Genomic DNA, 18,404 nt, shown 5'->3' with positions numbered 1-18,404 from the left:
TTAAACCAGTTCAATTGCTAACGCCGTCGCCTCACCACCACCAATACACAGTGACGCCACACCTTTAGACTTGCCATACTTGCGTAATGCTTCAATCAATGTCACTACGATACGAGTACCAGAACAACCGATAGGGTGGCCCAGTGCACAAGCACCGCCGTGAACGTTAACTTTGGCATGGTCAAGCTCTAGCTCTTTCATCGCCGCCATAGTCACTACGGCAAAGGCTTCGTTAATTTCAAACAAATCAACGTCGTCTTTTGTCCAACCAGCTTTTTCTAGAACTTTCTCCATTGCGCCAACAGGAGCGATTGTGAATTCCGCAGGAGTACGAGCGTTAGTCGCGTGTGCATGAATCTTGGCGAGTGGCTTAAGTCCACGCTTTTCAGCTTCTGATTGACGCATCAATACCACTGCTGCAGCACCGTCAGAAATTGAACTAGCGTTTGCTGCCGTTACCGTACCGTCTTTCTTGAACGCAGGGCGCAGCGCAGGAATCTTGTCCGGACGAGCTTTTAATGGCTGCTCGTCAGTGTCAACTTCTACGTCACCTTTACGCGATTTAACCGTTACCGGCGTGATTTCGTTTTTGAACGAACCGTCTTCAATCGCTTTGTTAGCACGAGCAAGTGATTCGATAGCGAAGTTATCTTGATCTTCACGGGTGAAACCATAACGCTCAACCGTTTGTTCAGCGTAAACACCCATTGCTTGGCCTTCGTATGCATCTTCAAGGCCATCAAAAGCCATGTGATCAAGGGTTTTACCATGACCAAAGCGTTGACCATAGCGGCCAGTAGGCAATAGGTACGGCGCTAAACTCATGCTTTCCATACCACCAGCAACCATAACTTCGTTTGTGCCCGCGACTAATAAATCGTGCGCTAACATGATGGTTTTCATACCAGAGCCACAGACTTTGTTTACTGTTGTAGCGCCAGTTGATTTTGGAATGCCAGCGCCTAGAGAAGCCTGGCGAGCAGGTGCTTGACCAACACCTGCTGGTAATACACAACCCATGATAACTTCTTGAATATCTTCAGGTTTTAATGTCGCACGCTCTACGGCTGCTGCGATTGCGTTAGCACCAAGTTCTGTTGATTTAACAGTAGAAAGAGAGCCGCCGAAACCACCCATTGGTGTTCTAGCAGCGGAGACAATTACGATAGGATCTGACATACTTTCATTCCTTTTCGAAGTGGCTGCACTTGCTAATACGGTGTTAAAAAGTTTCTCAAATGTGCTCATGTACTTTTTGTACACTGCGCATTTTCGAAACTTTTTGCCTTGTCTTAGCTGCGCTCGCTCACTTCTCAGTTGTAAGTGAGTTTCAAGTTTTTGACCGAACTCTTAAATGCTCGGTCAGTTCTTTAATTTAGTTCGAGAAGGTAGGTTCGCTACTTCTCTATTTAGTGAATTTAAAACTAAAACTTAAATCGTCATTCCCGCGAAGGCGGGAATCTTTTATTAATTAATACGTTAGCTGACTGAGATTCCCGCCTTCGCGGGAATGACAGGCCTAAGCCGTCTCGTTGAACAACTCGCGCCCAATCAGCATTCTTCTGATTTCAGACGTGCCGGCGCCGATTTCATATAACTTAGCGTCACGAAGTAGGCGACCAGTAGGGTATTCGTTGATGTAACCGTTACCGCCTAGAATCTGAATCGCGTCTAACGCTAATTTAGTCGCGTTCTCAGCAGCAAATAAAATCGCCGCTGCCGCATCTTTACGAGTGGTTTCACCACGATCACAGGCTTTAACTACTGAGTAAACGTACGCACGACTTGCGTTCATGGTGGTGTACATATCAGCGACTTTACCTTGAATTAGCTGGAAGCTGCCGATAGCTTTACCGAACTGTTTACGCTCGTGTACATAAGGAACCACAACGTCCATACATGCACGCATAATACCTAGTGGGCCAGCAGAAAGAACGGCACGCTCGTAATCCAAACCACTCATCAAGATTTTAACACCTTGGTTAACTTCGCCCATGACGTTTTCGACAGGTACTTCACAATCTTCGAAAACTAATTCACAGGTGTTTGAGCCACGCATGCCCAATTTGTCGAGTTTCTGAGCTGTACGGAAGCCTTTCATGCCTTTTTCGATAATAAAGGCTGTAATACCTTTGGAGTGAGCTTCCATATCGGTCTTAGCGTAAACCACTAGAACGTCAGCTTCTGGACCATTGGTAATCCACATTTTATTACCGTTTAGAACGTAGTGATCACCTTTTAGTTCAGCTTTAAGCTTCATGCCGACAACATCAGAACCTGCGCCAGGCTCAGACATGGCTAATGCACCAACGTGCTCGCCCGAACAAAGCTTAGGAAGATACTTCTTCTTTTGCTCTTCAGAAGCGTTACGACGAATCTGGTTAACGCATAGATTTGAGTGAGCACCGTAGCTCAAGCCAATAGAAGCACTGGCACGGCTAATTTCTTCCATCGCTACAACGTGCTCAAGATAGCCCATACCAGAGCCGCCGTACTCTTCTTCAACGGTAATGCCTAAAAGGCCTAAGTCACCGAGTTTTTTCCACATCTCATGTGGAAACAGGTTTTCCTCGTCAGTTTTTTCAGCGATTGGAGCAATTTCTTTCTGTGCGAAGTTGCTAACCATTTCGCGGATCATGTCGGCTGTTTCACCTAAATCGAAGTTCAATGATGGATACATGTTTTGTCCTCTAATAAATCTTGGTATCGACTATTTTGCTTGGTGCTCGGAGGTTAACTTCTCCTCCAGCACATCAAATTCATTTAATAAGTACTTGATATCTTTGAGTTGTTGTTTAAGAGACTCACGGCGAACGTTTATCAGTTCTAACAATCGCTCTGTTTGTCTCTGTTCGCCTTCGACGCCATACAAATCAATAATTTCTTTAATTTCAGCCAAGGAAAAGCCGAGTCGCTTGCCTCTAAGAATCAGCTGCAGGCGCACACGGTCGCGGGCGCTGTAAATTCTATGAACCCCACGACGAGTAGGAGTGATGAGTTTTTCGTCTTCATAATGGCGAATAGAACGTGACGTAATCTCGAACTCTTTCGCTAAATCGCTAATGGTGTATTCAGTTTTCTCATCGCTCATAGGCGTTAATTCCTTAGTAATCACGCGCAACATTTTAGCTTACCTTTACGCAAACGTAAACTTCGAAAGTCTGCTGAGCTACTGTTCAGAGCAGTGCAGTGTGTTATTGTGAAAAATTGTTGGGAGATAGATTCATATAATCAATAAGTTACAGGGGTTATGTCGAGTCATTTGTAATAAGTTCGGGTAACCAATTAAGACTTCATTTTTATGATTTTTTTGTGAACTTTTTCGTCACAAGTCCCTCAAAATGGTGTAATCTGGTTAAAAGTTAAGCATATTGAATAAGGTAGGTAATGCCTCTAATCATTCAACACAACGCGCAGCTGAAGCGAAACAACGACTAATAAGCCGATAACTCCTATGAGTGCTCGGCTTTTTTTATGCTTAATTTTTAACACAAAACTAAAAAGTAACGCTATACATTCAATCAAATGTACAAAAAGGGTATGTATCAATGAAAAGACAGAAAAGAGATAAGTTGCAAAGAGCACACGCAAAAGGTTTTCATGCAGCCATGCAAGGTCAGTCAAAAGAAGTGTGCCCCCATGAAGATATTCATGCAAAAGAAGAGTGGCTAGGAGGTTGGCGAGAAGGCCGAGAAGCCTTTACCCAAAATGGAATGAAAAACTACTTATAATATTCTTCAGCATCATGAGAAGCCTGGCAGTTGCCGGGCTTTTTGCTATCGGTTTTCTTATTTGGTATCTTTGCTGCGAGAATAACTTATAAATACAAAGGATTAAGGATGAACTTAAAGCGTATACTGATCGCATTTCTATTATTACCATCATTAGAATTAAAGGCTACTTTCCAAGACGCTACTGAGCTGTACGACAACCAATCCTATCAGCAAGCATTTACTGAGTTTGAAAAACTAGCCAAAATCGGTCACAAGTCCTCACAGTTTAACCTTGGCGTTATGTACTTAGAGGGGACAGGCGTTAAACAAGACCTAGTGAAAGCCTATGCTTGGGTCAAGCTGTCTGATGAGGATGCTAATAAGGAAGTAGACTTCTTAGAAGAAATTAAGGGATATATTAGTGACAAAGAACAATTAGCCAGCGCCGAAGAGCACTTCAATTTTCTCAAGGCTAAGTACGGTACTGAAGCGATTGTTGAAAAGTATAAGCCTGAAATCAATGATGTGAACATAACAGAAGTAAACAATATCAAACCCTTAAAGAACACCAACCCTGACTACCCAATTACTGCGCAACTAAAGGGTATTGAAGGCTTAGTGACCCTAAATCTGCACGTGTCACCCTCTGGGTACCCAACTGATATTCGTGTTGAAGATGCTGTTCAGGAAAGATACTTTAAAAGGGTAGCTTTAAAAGCGGTCAGAAAGTGGATGTTTACTCCTAATGAAAGTGATTTTCCACATGTATTCAAATATCGCATGGGCTTTCAGCTAGGTAGCCCTAAACGTGAAAGGTTGGTTAGCTTAAAAGAAAAGGCTATAGATGGAGACGCAAAATCTCAGTACCTTTATGGAAAGTATGGTTCTTTTGGTGTTCCTTATGATGAAAACGGACATAGACCTTTTAATTCAAATTCGTGGTATTTTGAAGCTGCCAGCAATGGTGTCGTGAATGCGCAGCATGCAGTCGCGGATAACTTGATTGAGGGTAAAGGTTGTGAGGCTGATCCTAAAAAAGGAATCGCTTGGTTAACTATTGCGGCCAGTGCTGGATATGAGCCTTCAATGTTTTACCTAGCGAAGTTAAGCTTTGACAAAGGCAATGGTGAACAAGGGACTGAGTGGTTGACTCAGGCCTTTGAAACAGATGACCCTATACTGTCGTATAAATTAGTGAGCTATGTTTTTGATAACGATATCCAAGGAATAAATCCGAAGACTTTATTAAAACTCCTTCAATCTGTCCTTAATTCAGGTGTAAAGAACCCTGTAAGAACCTATTACTACTTGGCTCGTGCGTATGAGTTAGCGGGTAACCTAGATGAAGCGATTGACTACCAAGAAGAAGCTATTGAAGAGCTTGAGGATCTTGGCGAGACAAAGATACCCGTTGAGTTCACTTCATACCTTTCCAAGTTAAAAAAGAAGGTTAGTTAACCTTCCTAATTAAAAAGCCTCACTCTGATGGGGCTTTTTTTGGGGCTCTTATTCTAAGGTCCTTAGTTTTCACTGTTTATTCACTGGTCTAGGTTGAGAGATTAGAATAATATCGTACCTATTCGGCACAATTCGTCATAATGTTAACCCGTTCTGGTAATAGTGACGTTCATATAATACGGGCTAATAATAGAAATCGTTACAGGGGAGTACCATGTCTTATCATTTGCGTTCGTTGTTGGTTAGCATTGTTTTAATGTTGTTTATAGTGGGTTGTAGTGGCGATGAGGACTCCAGTACAACGGGCGCTAAGAAACAATCATCTGGGCAAAATATTGAGGGAAGTGTAGAAACGGAGCATGATGAACTAACACCTTTCAATGTGTTGAGTGTGTATCAAGGAAGTTATGATGATGCACCAGCATTACAGATCAATTTTACTCGCCCCATAAAACGCGACCAAGATTTGGAGCAGTTAATCCAAGTTAACGTCGAAGGTCAAAGACAATCTGGTGGATGGATCATTAGTGACGATCAGCTGCGGCTTTATTACCCCTATGTTCAACCAGAGCAAGTTTACAGTATTCAGTTTTCGAGTGAGCTGAGCGCGGATAATGGTAAAACGTTAAAGCGCAGCTTCAAAGAACAGGTTAAAACCACGGCCCTCGAACGACAACTGCGCTTTCTAAGTCAGGGTTCGACTATCTTGAGAGATAGCGGATTTTTGCCTGTCGAAGCTGTCAATGTTGATGAAGCGGATCTAAAATTTTGGCGATTAAAGCCAAGCCATTACGATAGTTTCTTTTCCAATAATCATTACCGTAACTACTATCAGCTTCAGAACTTAAAAGAAATCGCCGATCTAGTTCATACCGGTCGCTTTGCTTTTGATGCAAAAAAGAATCAACGCCTAACGCACCAAATTCAACTGAATGATATCGATGCTCTGGAGGAGAACGGAGTTTACGCCGTTACCATGAGTCCCGCGGATGATTATCCGTATCAGTATGAGTTTAGCTGGTTTGTGATTAGTGACATTGGCCTCCATACGAGACAGTATCAAGATACTTTTGTGACCTTCACTCATCAATTGCCATCCACTCAGCCCTATCAGGCTGTGAAGTTGGCTCTGTTAGATGATAAAGGCCAGCGTCTTGAAGAAAAGACTAGTGATCATGAAGGTTTTGCTGAGTTCGATGCAGACAAATTAAATAACGCTCGCTTCTTGGTGGCGACTAAAGGCCAAAATACCAACTTGATTCGTTTAAGTAATCCCAAGCTGGATTTATCAGAGTTTAAATTGACTCAACGCCAGCAACATCCTATTGAGTTGTTTTTGTATGGCCCAAGAAACTTGTATCGGCCAGGAGAAGTCGTGCGGATGCAAGGGATCTTGCGTGATTCTCAAGCCAACTGGTTAGAGCCGACACCTGTATCTGTTCGTATTTTACGTCCTGATAATAAAGTGTATAAAACCTTGCAGTGGAAAGGTGATGAGTCAGGGTATTACGTGGTTGACTTTAAGTTACCTTCGGATGCTATGCGGGGTAAGTGGACGTTTGAAGCGACCCTGGGCAACAAGACTGTTTTTGACTATGAGTTAGCTGTAGAAGATTTTTTGCCTGAGCGTTTGAAGTTAGAACTGAGCGCAAATGATTCCGCTACGTTGAACACGAAGGAAACTCCTGCAATACAAGTACAAGCAGACTACCTGTACGGGGCACCCGCCAGTGGCAACCGCTATGATGCAACGGTTACTGTTTCCAGCGCTAGAAATCCGTTTGATGGCTACGATGGATTTTATTTTGGCTCTAATAAATACCGAGATTTTGATCAAATCGTGGATGTTCCAGCTGGCTCATTAGATGAGAAGGGACATGCAGAGCTTTCTTTGAAGAATCAATGGTCAGGAAGCCAATTTCCAATACGTTTACTTAGCAGTGTCAATGTTTACGAAAGTGGTGGTCGGCCGATTACCCGCAGGCATGTTCAGTTTGCATTACCGCATGATGAACTGGTTGGTGTGAGGCCCTTGTGGACGACTGAGCGTGAATTTGCTGAGCCGAATCAGAATAATTCAATGGAACTAGTTGCTGTTGATAAACAAGGTGAGCAGTTGATCTCGGGACGGCAATATCATGTGACGCTAATTCGTGAGGATAGCCGTCGCTATTGGCAGTACGGAAGTAGTGGCTGGGAGTACCGAACGTCAGGCGCTAATGTTCCTGTTTACTTTAAGACGATTCAATTCAATTCGGCTGAGCGTCAAAAAATATCGCTACCTCTGGAATACGGAAACTATCGCGTAGAAGTGCGTAATGATAAAAGTCAGCTCCTGACGCGCTATCATTTCTTTGCTGGTTGGTATTGGTCAGATGATTCGGAACACAGTGGCGAGCGACCTGATCAGGTGAGCTTGTCGATGGAACAAGACTTTATAACGCTTGGAGACGATTTAGCGTTAAATATTAAGTCACCTTATGCAGGTCAGGCTTTGATTACAGTAGAAAGTGATCAACTGCTGTGGAAGCGGGCTGTGAAGCTAGATTCAGCTGAATCGACAGTTCGTATCCCGATCGATGCGTCGTGGATGACTCACAACCTTTACGTGTCAGCGATGGTGCTAAAGCCGGGTGATATCGACCGCAAACGCTTGCCAGCACGCGCTTTTGGTGTGATGCATTTACCGCTAGATAGAGAGGCGCGTAAACTTCAGCTTGATGTTTCCCACGCAGAAAAATTGCGCCCGCAGCAAACGGTTGAAGTTAATATTGAAGCGAAAAATATTCAGTCCGGTGAAGATGTTTATGCCACTTTGGCGCTGGTTGATAGCGGTGTTCTGAGCATCAGTAATTTCGAGTCGCCTAAACCGTTGGATTGGTTTTATGGGCAAAGGGCTTATGAGGCTGCCTTAAAAGATAATTATGGCAGCTTGGTAGACTTAGTAGATGGCAAGCGAGCACAACAACGCTTTGGTGGTGATGCTGATTTGAGCCGCGGAGGTGATGCCCCTGTGTCTGACGTTCAAATCGTATCGATTGTTAAGGATAAAGTGCAACTAGACAGCCAAGGCAAAGCGACACTATCCGTTGATCTTCCTTACTTTAATGGCGAGTTACGCTTGATGGCGGTAGCCTTTAGCAAAAAGCGTTACGGCTCAGCTGAGTCCAAGGCTACGGTTGCAGCTCCTCTGGTAGTACAGGCATCAATGCCACGCTTTTTGGCAAAGGGCGACCAGTCAGAAGTGTTATTTGATATTAAAAACATGGAAGACGCGAAACAAACCTTTACGGTTAACCTGTCGTCAGACGATGCTTTGGGCAGCACCTCTGTCAATAAAACATTCGCCCTTGAAGCAAAAGAAAAGGCATTGGTTTCACTTCCCGTCAAAGCATCTCAGTTTACGGGTGCTGGTCAGGTTTCGCTAACCGTGGAAAGCGATAACCAAGATTTAAACATGGAGCGCAACTGGTCACTCGGCTTGCGACCAGCCTATGCAGCATCAACCATTAGCAAGCAAGCGGCAATAAAGCCGGGTAGCAACTTTACTGTTAATCAAAACTTTGCCAGCCTGTATGATGACTTTGGCTTAAAGTCGGTACTGTCAGTGTCTACGACGCCACCACTTGATGCCGGCAGTTATATTGATGGGTTGTTGCAATATCCTTACGGTTGCTTAGAGCAAACCACATCAAGAGCCTGGCCTTGGTTGTATGCTGATCAGTCTGATCTGACATCGCTGGATACAAGTAGAGCGCAAAAGCTGTTTAGTTCCCGCCAAGAATTAATTGACTCTGCAGTTAGCCGCGTGATTTCAATGCAGCGCTATGATGGCAGTTTTGGGCTTTGGTCAAACGATAGTCCAGAAGAGCCATGGTTAACAGCTTACGTTACGGACTTCTTAATCGCAGCGAAGCAGTTAGGTTATCAGGTGCCTGAAGATAACTTGAATCGCGCCGTGCGACGTTTACAGCGCTATGTTCGCTCAAGCGCCTTTAGATCGAATGACTGGGGTTATTATGATGACCGCGAGCATTTTGAATTGGCCTACCGCTCGTACTCAGCTTACGTGTTGTCCAAAATTGGTCGAGCTAATTTACAGGACGTTCGAACTTTATTTGACAAAAAGTCCTCAGACGCAGAACGTTCTTTACCACTGGCTCATCTAGCTTTTGCTCTTGAAAAGCTGGGTGATCAACGCCGTGCTAAACTAGCTTGGGGCAAAGCGTTTACGACCAAGTTTACTTATCATCGTTACTGGTATTATGGTGATTACGGTTCACCTATCCGTGATATGAGTCAGGTAGCAAACCTGAGTCTTCAAAGCCAAGTGGTTGAGAGTTTAGATATTAATGGTTTGGACTTGGTGTTTGACTTAAAAGGCGAACTAGAATCCCGCAGCTGGCTATCGACTCAAGAAAAGGGTGCGTTGGCGCTATTGGCTAATCAACTTAACAACCTAAGCGATACCAGTGCGCAGTTGAACTTGGATGCCGCACGAGGTGATAAGTCTGAGTCGTTTAAACAGAGTGCTGACTATATCAGTGTGGACAGAGCGCAATCTGTTAAACAACCGTTAAACTTAAAGAACAAAGGCCAAGAAACCGTTTTTGTGGATTACAAAGTTCAAGGCTATCCGAAGTCTGCTCCTGATGGTTTGTTTGATGATATTGCTATAGAACGCCGTTACTTCAACTTGCAGGGTGAGCCGATTTTAATTCAGCAACTGAATGCCGGTGACCGAGTGATTGTTGGTGTGTCGATTAATCTAGCTAAAAGGCATAACAAGTTACGCAATGCAATGTTAATTGATTTGTTACCTGCTGGACTTGAGCTTGAGAACCAAAATCTTGAGCATTCGTTTAAAATTGATGAGATCAAAATTGATGGCAAAACGATCAAAGAGTTAACCGAAAACACGAAGATTGCACATCAAGAGTTTTGGGGCGATCGCTTTATGGCGGCTTTGGAGTTACGAAGCTATCAAGCGGCGCATGTCTTTTATATGGTCAGAGCGGTTACGCCGGGTGATTACACGGTGCCGTCAAGCTTTGTTGAAGATATGTACCGTCCTGAAATTCGAGGCATTAGCCAGCCTGAAAAAGCGATCACGATCAGTAAGCCGTCTCAGTAATTGTTGTAGCTGATGAAAGAGGCTTTAGTGGCTAGCACAAAGAAACCGGTAAAGAAAAAGAACTCAAAGCGCTTTTGGTTTAAGAACCTAAAGCGCTTGCTGGCTTTATTTATCGTTTGTTTCATAGCGTTTTGGATACTGGATAAAGTGTATCCATTACCCATAGACCAGTTCGACAAACGCAGTTTCGCTCAGCTAGTCGTTGATGCTAACGGGAAACCACTGCGAGCCTTTCCAGATAAGCAGGGCGTTTGGCGTTATCCGGTGACTATAGATCAGGTTTCGCCGCTGTATCTCGAGGCATTAATTAATTATGAAGATCAGTATTTTTATCAACACCCGGGAGTGAACCCTATTGCGCTCATAAGGGCCGTTGGACAGGCTGCCTATCATGGAGAAGTGATATCGGGCGCCTCAACTCTAACCATGCAAGTGGCTCGAATTCTGGAGCCACACGACAAAAGTGTAAGCGGCAAGTTACAGCAAATGTTTCGCGCCTTACAGTTGGAGTGGCATTACTCTAAAGATGATATTCTGACTTACTATCTAAATTACGCCCCGTTTGGCGGCACGATTGAGGGGGTTGAGGCAGCGAGTTTTACCTACCTTGGAAAGTCCTCGAAAGATCTAACGGCATCAGAAGCTGCTTTGTTAGCGGTATTACCACAAGCGCCATCATGGAATCGCCCTGATTTACATCCAGAACGGGCCAAAGAGCAACGTAACAAATTACTGGATAGGTTAGCAGAGTTTGGTGTTTGGTCAAAAGCACAGGTTAATGACATCAAGCAAGAAGATGTTTGGGCTGAGTATTATACGCAACCGATACTGGCACCTTTATTGGCCCGTGAGCTTATTCAGCGCTACCCTAAGGAACGGTTAATTCAAACGTCCATCGACCGCACTTTGCAAACGGAGATTGATTGGACGGTGTCTGACTATATCCAAGGCAAAGAAGAAGGAATGTCAGCGGCTGTGATCGTTATGGACAATGATACCTCTATGCCGCTGGTGTATATCGGCAGTGCTGACTTTGGTAATGAACAACGTGCTGGCTATGTCGATATGACGCAAGCCATTCGATCACCTGGCTCGACGCTAAAACCCTTTATTTATGGTCTTGGGTTGGATCGTGGACTGATCCACTCAGAGTCTTTGCTGTTTGATGTGCCGCAGTCATTTGATGGTTATAAGCCAAGAAATTTCAGCGAAAACTTCAATGGCGCGGTTAGTGTTTCACAAGCACTAGGGCGCTCGCTCAATATGCCAGCCGTGCAAGTCTTAAACGAAGTCTCACCCGAGTACTTTTATAGCAAACTGACTAATGCTGGCTTAAAGCTGTCGTTACCGGAAACCGCTTCACCAAATTTAAGCTTGGCTCTCGGTGGTGGTGGCGCGAGTTTACAGCAGCTGGTTGGCGTGTTTTCATCATTGGGTAATGATGGTGTCGCGACCAAACTGAGGTTATCGGAAGCAGAGCCACGGCTACAACTTCCTTTATTAAGTCAGCAGTCGAGCTGGATTGTGCAGCAGGTATTGTGGCAAGTTCCGCTGAATAACCAAATCAGTCATCGTTACTTTTCTGCCAATACGCCTATCGCGTACAAAACAGGTACCAGTTACGGCTCGCGGGACGCGTGGGTCTTGGCGTCCAACGCAAAAGTTACTATCGGTGTCTGGGTCGGAATGCCCGATGGTTCTTTCAGTGTGAATAATAGCGGCCGTACCACTGCAGTACCTTTGTTGCAACGCATCATGAACACACTGCCACAAGAATGGATTGAACCGATTAATAAACCTGGTTCGGTGACAACCGCTACTATTTGTTGGCCATTAGGAACGCTCGCCTCGCTACAGTCGAAAGCTAGTTGCCACAAACAACGTAGCGCCTACTTAGTCGATGATACGGCTCCTGCGACATTTACCGATCCTCTGTCGAGTGAGTGGAGTCATGGGCTGTTCAAAGTGCAGGTGGATGCTGAGACAGGGCTACGAGTCAACGCGCAATGCTTTGATGGGGAAGTGGAGCATAGAGAGTTCGCTTTATGGCCAAAAAGCTTGGAGCCTTGGATTGCAAAACCATACCGTAGTGATAGCATTCTTCCGAAATATGCTGCTGGTTGCGACAGTCGTGTCAGCCTCAATAAACCGCGCATTAAAGGTATTGACCAGGATTCAACATTGTATGCAGAGCCACAACAGGATAGTTTGCCCGAAGTACAACTATGGGCCGAAGGAGCGACAGGTCAGCTGCATTGGTTTTTAAATGGTCATCTTCTGGAGCCCTCGCTGCAAACTTATCATCGAATCGCATTGAAAGATTTAAACCAAGGTCAGTATGAGCTCATCCTCATCGATGAGACTGGAGCCTTTTCGGAGATTAGCTTTTCAGTCGCAAAGTAGGTCCCTCAAAATGGCGCAAATGCTTGCGTTTTGGGGATGAGCCGATAAACTAGGCGCATATTTTTTCATGACCCCGTAAGGTCAGTACCTCATGCAATTAAAAGATTTTCACTTCGATTTACCCGACGAGCTTATCGCTCGTTATCCTACTGAACAGCGTACGGCGAGCCGCTTGTTACGCCTTAATGGCGAAACAGGTGAGGTTAATCACAGTCACTTTTATCAACTGGTTGATTTCCTTGAACCAAATGATTTATTGGTTTTTAACAATACTCGAGTATTACCTGCACGTCTTTTTGGCAAAAAGGCCAGCGGTGGACAAGTAGAAATCCTTATTGAGCGAGTGGAGTCGGATCTTGAAGCGATTGCACACGTTCGAGCGAATCGTAGTCCCAAGCCGGGTGCTCGTTTGGTACTTGAAGACGGCTCAGAACTTGAAGTGTTAAGTAAAGACGGTGCTTTGTACGAATTAAAGTTGCTGACCAATGATTGGCATAGCGTGATGCAGGCTGTTGGCCACATGCCGCTTCCACCCTATATTGACCGCGAGGATGAGCTTTCAGATAAGGAGCGCTACCAGACCGTTTATAGCAAAGTAGAGGGCGCTGTAGCTGCGCCTACGGCAGGTCTACACTTTGATGATGAGTTGCTGGCAAAGATTGCTGAGAAGGGCGTTGAGACGGCTTTTGTTACTCTACACGTTGGTGCTGGAACCTTTTCACCTGTGCGTGTTGATAACGTGGAAGAGCACAAAATGCATTCTGAGTGGTATGAGCTCAATCAAGATGTCGTCGACAAAGTTAAAGCGACTCAAGCCAAAGGCGGTAGAGTGATCGCGGTGGGCACGACTTCTGTACGCTGTTTAGAGTCTGCATCATTAAACGGTGAGATTAAAGCAGGCTCAGGCGAAACTGATATTTTTATCTACCCAGGCTATATATTTCGCTCGGTTGATGCCTTGATAACCAATTTTCATTTGCCGGAATCAACACTCATGATGCTGGTTAGTGCATTTGCCAGTAAAAAGCACATATTAAACGCCTATAATGAAGCTGTTAGCGACAAATATCGGTTTTTTAGTTACGGTGACTCGATGTTTATTACGCGACCCTTTACGGGACAGCACCCTGAATCTTTAACTGAAAAAGAGTCATTCATTAAGAGTAGCCTAGAGAAGTAGCCAAGGTATTTTAAGTTATGAAGTTTGAATTGAATAAAACGGATGGTCAGGCTCGTAGAGGTCAACTGACGTTCGAGCGCGGTACTATCCAAACACCAGCCTTTATGCCTGTGGGAACTTACGGCACCGTAAAGGGCTTAACACCCGAAGAAATCAAAGACTTGGGCGCTGAAATCATTTTGGGCAATACGTTTCATCTTATGTTACGTCCTGGAACTGATATTATTGAGCAGCACGGGGATTTGCATGACTTCATGCACTGGGACAAACCTATCTTGACGGATTCCGGCGGCTTTCAGGTGTTTAGCCTAGGAAAACTACGCAAAATTACGGAGAAGGGTGTGGAGTTTCGTTCACCCGTCAATGGCTCTAAGGTGTTTTTAGGTCCTGAAGAAGCGATGGAAGTCCAGCGTAAACTGGGCTCTGATATCGTGATGATCTTTGACGAATGTACGCCATACCCAGCAACTGAAGCCGAAGCGCGTGAGTCTATGGAGTTATCATTGCGCTGGGCGAAACGCAGCAAAGATGCTCATGAGGGTAATGATGCGGCGCTATTTGGAATTGTCCAAGGTGGTATGTATCCACATTTGCGCAAAGAGTCGTTAGAAGGCTTAACAGCAATAGGGTATGACGGCTATGCGATTGGTGGCTTATCGGTGGGTGAGCCCAAAGATGAAATGTTGAAGGTTTTGAATCATATAACTCCGGAAATGCCCGATGATAAACCGAGATATTTGATGGGGGTCGGCAAGCCCGAAGATATTGTTGAGGCTGTTCGACGTGGGGTGGACATGTTTGATTGCGTCATGCCGACTCGAAACGCTCGAAATGGACACCTTTTTACACGTAAAGGGGTTGTAAAACTCCGAAATAGCCACAATAAAACATTCACAGGCCCGCTGGATGATGCATGCGAGTGTTATACCTGTAAGAATTATAGTAGAGCCTATTTGCACCACTTAGATAAATGTAACGAAATGCTGGGTGCAAAACTGAATACCATCCATAATCTTCATTACTACCAAGATCTGATGGATGGATTGCGAAAGGCGATTGAAACAGGTACATTGTCCGACTTTGTAAACGAATTTTACGCAGCTCAGGGTAAAGACGTCCCTGAACTGTAACATTTTGATTTTTAGTTGTTTTAATTAATTAGAGGTAACAATAAATGTTATTAGCAACAGCAGGTGGCGCAGCGCCTCAAGGTGGCGGTTTAATGAGCTTCTTGGTTATGTTCGTGCCATTAATCTTGATCATGTATTTCATGATGATTCGTCCACAACAGAAAAAAATGAAGCAGCACAAAGAAATGATGGGCGGCTTAGAAAAAGGCGACGAAGTTATGACAACTGGCGGTATCATCGGAAAAGTTAGCAAAATTAAAGATGACTATGTTGTATTAAGTTTGTCAGAAGGCATGGAAATTAAGTTCCAAAAAGCTTCAATTGCACAAACTTTGCCAAAAGGCACTATAAAATCTATTGAAGATTAATACCTAAAGCCCGGCTAGAGTCGGGCTTTGTTGTATTTATAAGAGCTTCATAACAATAGGCAAAATTATGTTCGTCAACCAACCAAATCAACAACAACTACCAATCAACACCTATCCAAAGTGGAAGTATGTGTTGATTGTTATCGTGCTATCGTTAGCATTTTTATATGCAGCACCCAACATCTTCGGTAAAGATCCAGCCGTTCAGCTATCTGGTTTACGCGATGCGATGATAACCCAGCAGCAGCTGGATGAGATCGAGTCATCCTGGGAAGCTAATGGTGTAGAGCCAGTCAGTGTCAAACCTTCGGCGATTGGCGAAGAAGGCGTAAAGCAAATTATCGCTCGTTTTAAAAAAGATGCTGATCAGTTAAAAGCACGAGAGCTAGCTAACGATGTGCTAAACCCTACGCTAGAAAATCAAAACTATGTGACTGCATTGAACTTAGCACCAGCCACACCTGAGTGGTTAGCAAACCTTGGTGGTGAGCCGATGAAGCTAGGTCTTGATTTGCGTGGCGGTATCCACTTCTTAATGCAAGTGGACATGGAGCAGGCATTGAAACGCCAGCAAGATCAGCTACGTCGTGACTTTATTGATACCTTAACTGATCAAGAGCCATCGATAAGAGGTCGAGTTGAGCCAATAGAAAACGGCATGTTGTTGAGTTTTAGAAATCAGGAAGATGCTGAGCGAGCCTATGAAGCCTTATTTAAAGAGCACACTGGCCGTATCGATTTACAGCTTTCTGAAAAGGGCGGTCGTCCTATTATTCGCGGTACTTTGAATCAGCAAAAATTACAAGAAATCAAAGATCACGCAATCGACCAAAACCGAGTCATTTTAAGCTCTCGTGTTAACTCATTAGGCGTTGCTGAGCCGTTGATCCAGCGTCAGGGTGCAGACCGTATCGTGGTTCAACTTCCTGGTGTTCAAGACTCAGCTCTCGCAAAGCAAATCCTAGGTGCGACTGCTAGTTTGGAGTTCCGACTGGTTGACCATGAGGCAGATGTTGTGTCTGCACAGAATGGTAGAGTGCCACCCGGAAGTAAGTTATTTGAATCAGAATATGGGCCAATAGTGGTATTTGATGAAGTTGAGGTTGCTGGTGAGCACTTAACGAATGCGACAGCTAGCTATGACCCTCAGACAAATGAGCCGATTGTATCGGTTCGTTTGGATGGCGAAGGTGGTTCTAAGATGACTCGTACAACCACTGCTAACGTCAATAACCAACTTGCCATGATCCTTAAAGAGTCACGTCCAATTTTCGATATCAAAGATGGTAAGCGTGTTCTTGTGGGTTCTGAGCTTGAAGAGCGTTTAATCAGTGCTCCGAACATTAACGGTCCATTTGGTAGTCGTTTCCAAATCACTGGTCGCTTCACTGAGGCTGAAACTCGCGATCTTGCGCGTAAATTACGTTCAGGTGCTTTAATTGCTCCAACGTTTATTGTTGAAGAGCGTACCATTGGTGCAACACTCGGCGAAGAAAACATCCAGAAGGGTGTCACGTCAGTTATTATTGGTTTTGCCTTAGTTCTAGGCTTCATGCTGGTTTATTACAAGCTATTTGGTTTGGTTGCCAATGTGGCGTTAACGTTAAACTTAGTCATGATTGTTTGTGTGATGTCTCTGATGGGGGCCACCTTAACCTTACCAGGTATCGCGGGTATCGTTCTAACTGTCGGTATGGCAGTTGATGCGAACGTCTTGATTTTTGAGCGTATCCGTGAAGAGTTACGCAGTGGCTCGCGTCCAGCTCAGGCTATTGATAAAGGTTATGGGCATGCAGTATCGACCATTGCTGATGCCAACATAACAACGGCGATTGCAGCGATTATTTTATTCGCAATTGGTACAGGTCCTGTGAAAGGTTTCGCTATCACATTGTTTATTGGTATTTTGACTTCTATGTTCACGGCCATCTTTGTTAGCAGGGGTATTGTTAACTTGATGTACGGTGGCAGAACCGTCAAAAAGTTATCAATATAGGTAGAGGTGAATTATGCAAATATTAAATAAAGAGACCAATATTGATTTCTTGAAATTGCGTAAGTTCGCAATGGTGTTATCGATATTGTTAATCGTCGGTTCTGTAACCTCATTCTTTACAAAAGGTCTTAATTACGGTCTGGATTTTACAGGCGGTACTTTGATTGAAGTGGGCTATGAACAGGATGCTGATATCCCTAAGATTCATGACCAATTAGAGGCGATTGAGATCAATGGCGCGGTTGTGCAAAACTTTGGTTCAGCAAAAATCGTTCAAATCAGAATGCCACAACAAGAGCATATTGAGAATGCTAAAGTAGGTGATGAGGTACTATCTGCATTGCGTTCTGAAGGTGCTAGCGTAACCAAGCGAGATCAATCTTTTGTCGGTCCTGTGATTGGTGAAGAACTTAAAGAGAAGGGCGGCTTAGCGATGATTGTTGCCTTAATCTGTATCATGATTTATGTTGCGTTACGCTTTGAGTGGAAGTTTGCCGTAGGTTCTGTTTTTGCCTTGGCTCACGATGTCATCATCATTGTTGGCTTCTTCTCAATAACAGCAGTAGAGTTTGACTTAACTGTTCTAGCGGCGTTACTTGCCGTGATTGGTTACTCTCTTAACGATACCATTGTTGTTTTTGACCGTATTCGTGAGAACTTCTTAAGAATGCGTAAGGGTAGCTCAGAGGAAGTTGTTAATACTTCATTGAATCAGACCTTGTCTCGCACCTTAATGACGTCGATTACCACCTTGTTGGTATTGCTGGCGTTATTCTTTTACGGTGGGCAAACGATCCATTCGTTCGCGGAAGCCTTAATTGTTGGTGTTTTCATTGGTACTTACTCTTCTATCTATGTAGCAAGCCCAGTGGCTTTGTTGTTAGGCGTGAAGAAAGAAGACTTGATGCCACCAGAAGTAGAGAAAGAAGGCGAAGAGTTCGATATGCCTTAGTATCTTTACGGTAACTTAGCTAGAAGTATAAGACGCTAAGTTATTAGAAAATTTGATATTTTCCTTAAAC

The 18,404-nt window shown here is 44.2% G+C and carries 12 protein-coding genes; 9 read left to right on the top strand and 3 right to left on the bottom strand.

Annotation, left to right across the window (positions count from 1 at the left end):
* The 3 genes from KFK88_RS05690 to KFK88_RS05680 form a co-directional block, all read right to left on the bottom strand.
* Positions 1 to 1,179, bottom strand: a complete 1,179-nt coding sequence (locus KFK88_RS05690; RefSeq protein WP_223577707.1) for an acetyl-CoA C-acyltransferase — start codon at positions 1,177 to 1,179, stop codon at positions 1 to 3.
* Between the two features lie 340 nt (positions 1,180 to 1,519).
* Positions 1,520 to 2,680, bottom strand: coding sequence for an isovaleryl-CoA dehydrogenase (locus KFK88_RS05685; RefSeq protein ID WP_223577706.1), 1,161 nt, complete (start codon positions 2,678 to 2,680; stop codon positions 1,520 to 1,522).
* Between the two features lie 30 nt (positions 2,681 to 2,710).
* The gene (locus tag KFK88_RS05680; RefSeq protein WP_223577705.1) at positions 2,711 to 3,091 is read right to left on the bottom strand and encodes a MerR family transcriptional regulator; all 381 of its coding nucleotides are present in this window, start codon (positions 3,089 to 3,091) and stop codon (positions 2,711 to 2,713) included.
* Between the two features lie 457 nt (positions 3,092 to 3,548).
* Between KFK88_RS05680 and rmf the strand changes: the two genes are divergently transcribed.
* From rmf to secF, 9 genes are all read left to right on the top strand, one after another.
* Positions 3,549 to 3,731 (top strand): ribosome modulation factor, encoded by a 183-nt coding sequence (gene rmf, locus KFK88_RS05675; protein WP_223577704.1) that lies wholly within the window; start codon positions 3,549 to 3,551, stop codon positions 3,729 to 3,731.
* A gap of 108 nt (positions 3,732 to 3,839) precedes the next feature.
* Positions 3,840 to 5,171 carry a TonB family protein gene (locus tag KFK88_RS05670; RefSeq protein WP_223577703.1) on the top strand — a complete coding sequence of 444 codons (1,332 nt, stop codon included), beginning with the start codon at positions 3,840 to 3,842 and terminating at the stop codon, positions 5,169 to 5,171.
* Positions 5,172 to 5,385: 214 nt separating this feature from the next.
* Positions 5,386 to 10,305: an alpha-2-macroglobulin family protein gene (locus KFK88_RS05665; RefSeq protein WP_223577702.1), complete on the top strand. Its 4,920-nt coding sequence runs from the start codon at positions 5,386 to 5,388 to the stop codon at positions 10,303 to 10,305.
* A 27-nt stretch (positions 10,306 to 10,332) separates the two neighbouring features.
* Positions 10,333 to 12,708, top strand: coding sequence for a penicillin-binding protein 1C (pbpC, locus tag KFK88_RS05660; protein ID WP_223577701.1), 2,376 nt, complete (start codon positions 10,333 to 10,335; stop codon positions 12,706 to 12,708).
* 91 nt (positions 12,709 to 12,799) lie between these two features.
* Complete coding sequence (gene queA / locus KFK88_RS05655) at positions 12,800 to 13,888, top strand: tRNA preQ1(34) S-adenosylmethionine ribosyltransferase-isomerase QueA (protein ID WP_223577700.1); 1,089 nt, start codon at positions 12,800 to 12,802, stop codon at positions 13,886 to 13,888.
* A gap of 17 nt (positions 13,889 to 13,905) precedes the next feature.
* Positions 13,906 to 15,018, top strand: a complete 1,113-nt coding sequence (gene tgt / locus KFK88_RS05650; protein ID WP_223577699.1) for a tRNA guanosine(34) transglycosylase Tgt — start codon at positions 13,906 to 13,908, stop codon at positions 15,016 to 15,018.
* Positions 15,019 to 15,062: 44 nt separating this feature from the next.
* Positions 15,063 to 15,386 (top strand): preprotein translocase subunit YajC, encoded by a 324-nt coding sequence (yajC, locus tag KFK88_RS05645; RefSeq protein ID WP_223577698.1) that lies wholly within the window; start codon positions 15,063 to 15,065, stop codon positions 15,384 to 15,386.
* A 67-nt stretch (positions 15,387 to 15,453) separates the two neighbouring features.
* On the top strand, positions 15,454 to 17,382 hold the full coding sequence (secD, locus tag KFK88_RS05640; RefSeq protein ID WP_223577697.1) for a protein translocase subunit SecD: 1,929 nt from the start codon (positions 15,454 to 15,456) through the stop codon (positions 17,380 to 17,382).
* A gap of 13 nt (positions 17,383 to 17,395) precedes the next feature.
* On the top strand, positions 17,396 to 18,334 hold the full coding sequence (gene secF, locus KFK88_RS05635) for a protein translocase subunit SecF (protein WP_223577696.1): 939 nt from the start codon (positions 17,396 to 17,398) through the stop codon (positions 18,332 to 18,334).
* The last annotated feature ends 70 nt before the right edge of the window (positions 18,335 to 18,404 follow it).

It is taken from the genome of Kangiella taiwanensis (genome assembly GCF_020005165.1).
Classification (GTDB): domain Bacteria; phylum Pseudomonadota; class Gammaproteobacteria; order Enterobacterales; family Kangiellaceae; genus Kangiella; species Kangiella taiwanensis.
This window is presented reverse-complemented; position numbering and strand designations above follow the sequence as displayed.

Excerpts from the sequence above, each read along its gene's own strand:
- yajC (WP_223577698.1), top strand. The coding sequence starts at position 15,063 with ATGTTATTAGCAACAGCAGGTGGCGCAGCGCCTCAAGGTGGCGGTTTA.
- tgt (WP_223577699.1), top strand. The coding sequence starts at position 13,906 with ATGAAGTTTGAATTGAATAAAACGGATGGTCAGGCTCGTAGAGGTCAA.
- queA (WP_223577700.1), top strand. The coding sequence starts at position 12,800 with ATGCAATTAAAAGATTTTCACTTCGATTTACCCGACGAGCTTATCGCT.
- secF (WP_223577696.1), top strand. The coding sequence starts at position 17,396 with ATGCAAATATTAAATAAAGAGACCAATATTGATTTCTTGAAATTGCGT.
- secD (WP_223577697.1), top strand. The coding sequence starts at position 15,454 with ATGTTCGTCAACCAACCAAATCAACAACAACTACCAATCAACACCTAT.
- KFK88_RS05670 (WP_223577703.1), top strand. The coding sequence starts at position 3,840 with ATGAACTTAAAGCGTATACTGATCGCATTTCTATTATTACCATCATTA.
- KFK88_RS05690 (WP_223577707.1), bottom strand. The coding sequence starts at position 1,179 with ATGTCAGATCCTATCGTAATTGTCTCCGCTGCTAGAACACCAATGGGT.
- rmf (WP_223577704.1), top strand. The coding sequence starts at position 3,549 with ATGAAAAGACAGAAAAGAGATAAGTTGCAAAGAGCACACGCAAAAGGT.
- KFK88_RS05685 (WP_223577706.1), bottom strand. The coding sequence starts at position 2,680 with ATGTATCCATCATTGAACTTCGATTTAGGTGAAACAGCCGACATGATC.
- KFK88_RS05665 (WP_223577702.1), top strand. The coding sequence starts at position 5,386 with ATGTCTTATCATTTGCGTTCGTTGTTGGTTAGCATTGTTTTAATGTTG.
- KFK88_RS05680 (WP_223577705.1), bottom strand. The coding sequence starts at position 3,091 with ATGAGCGATGAGAAAACTGAATACACCATTAGCGATTTAGCGAAAGAG.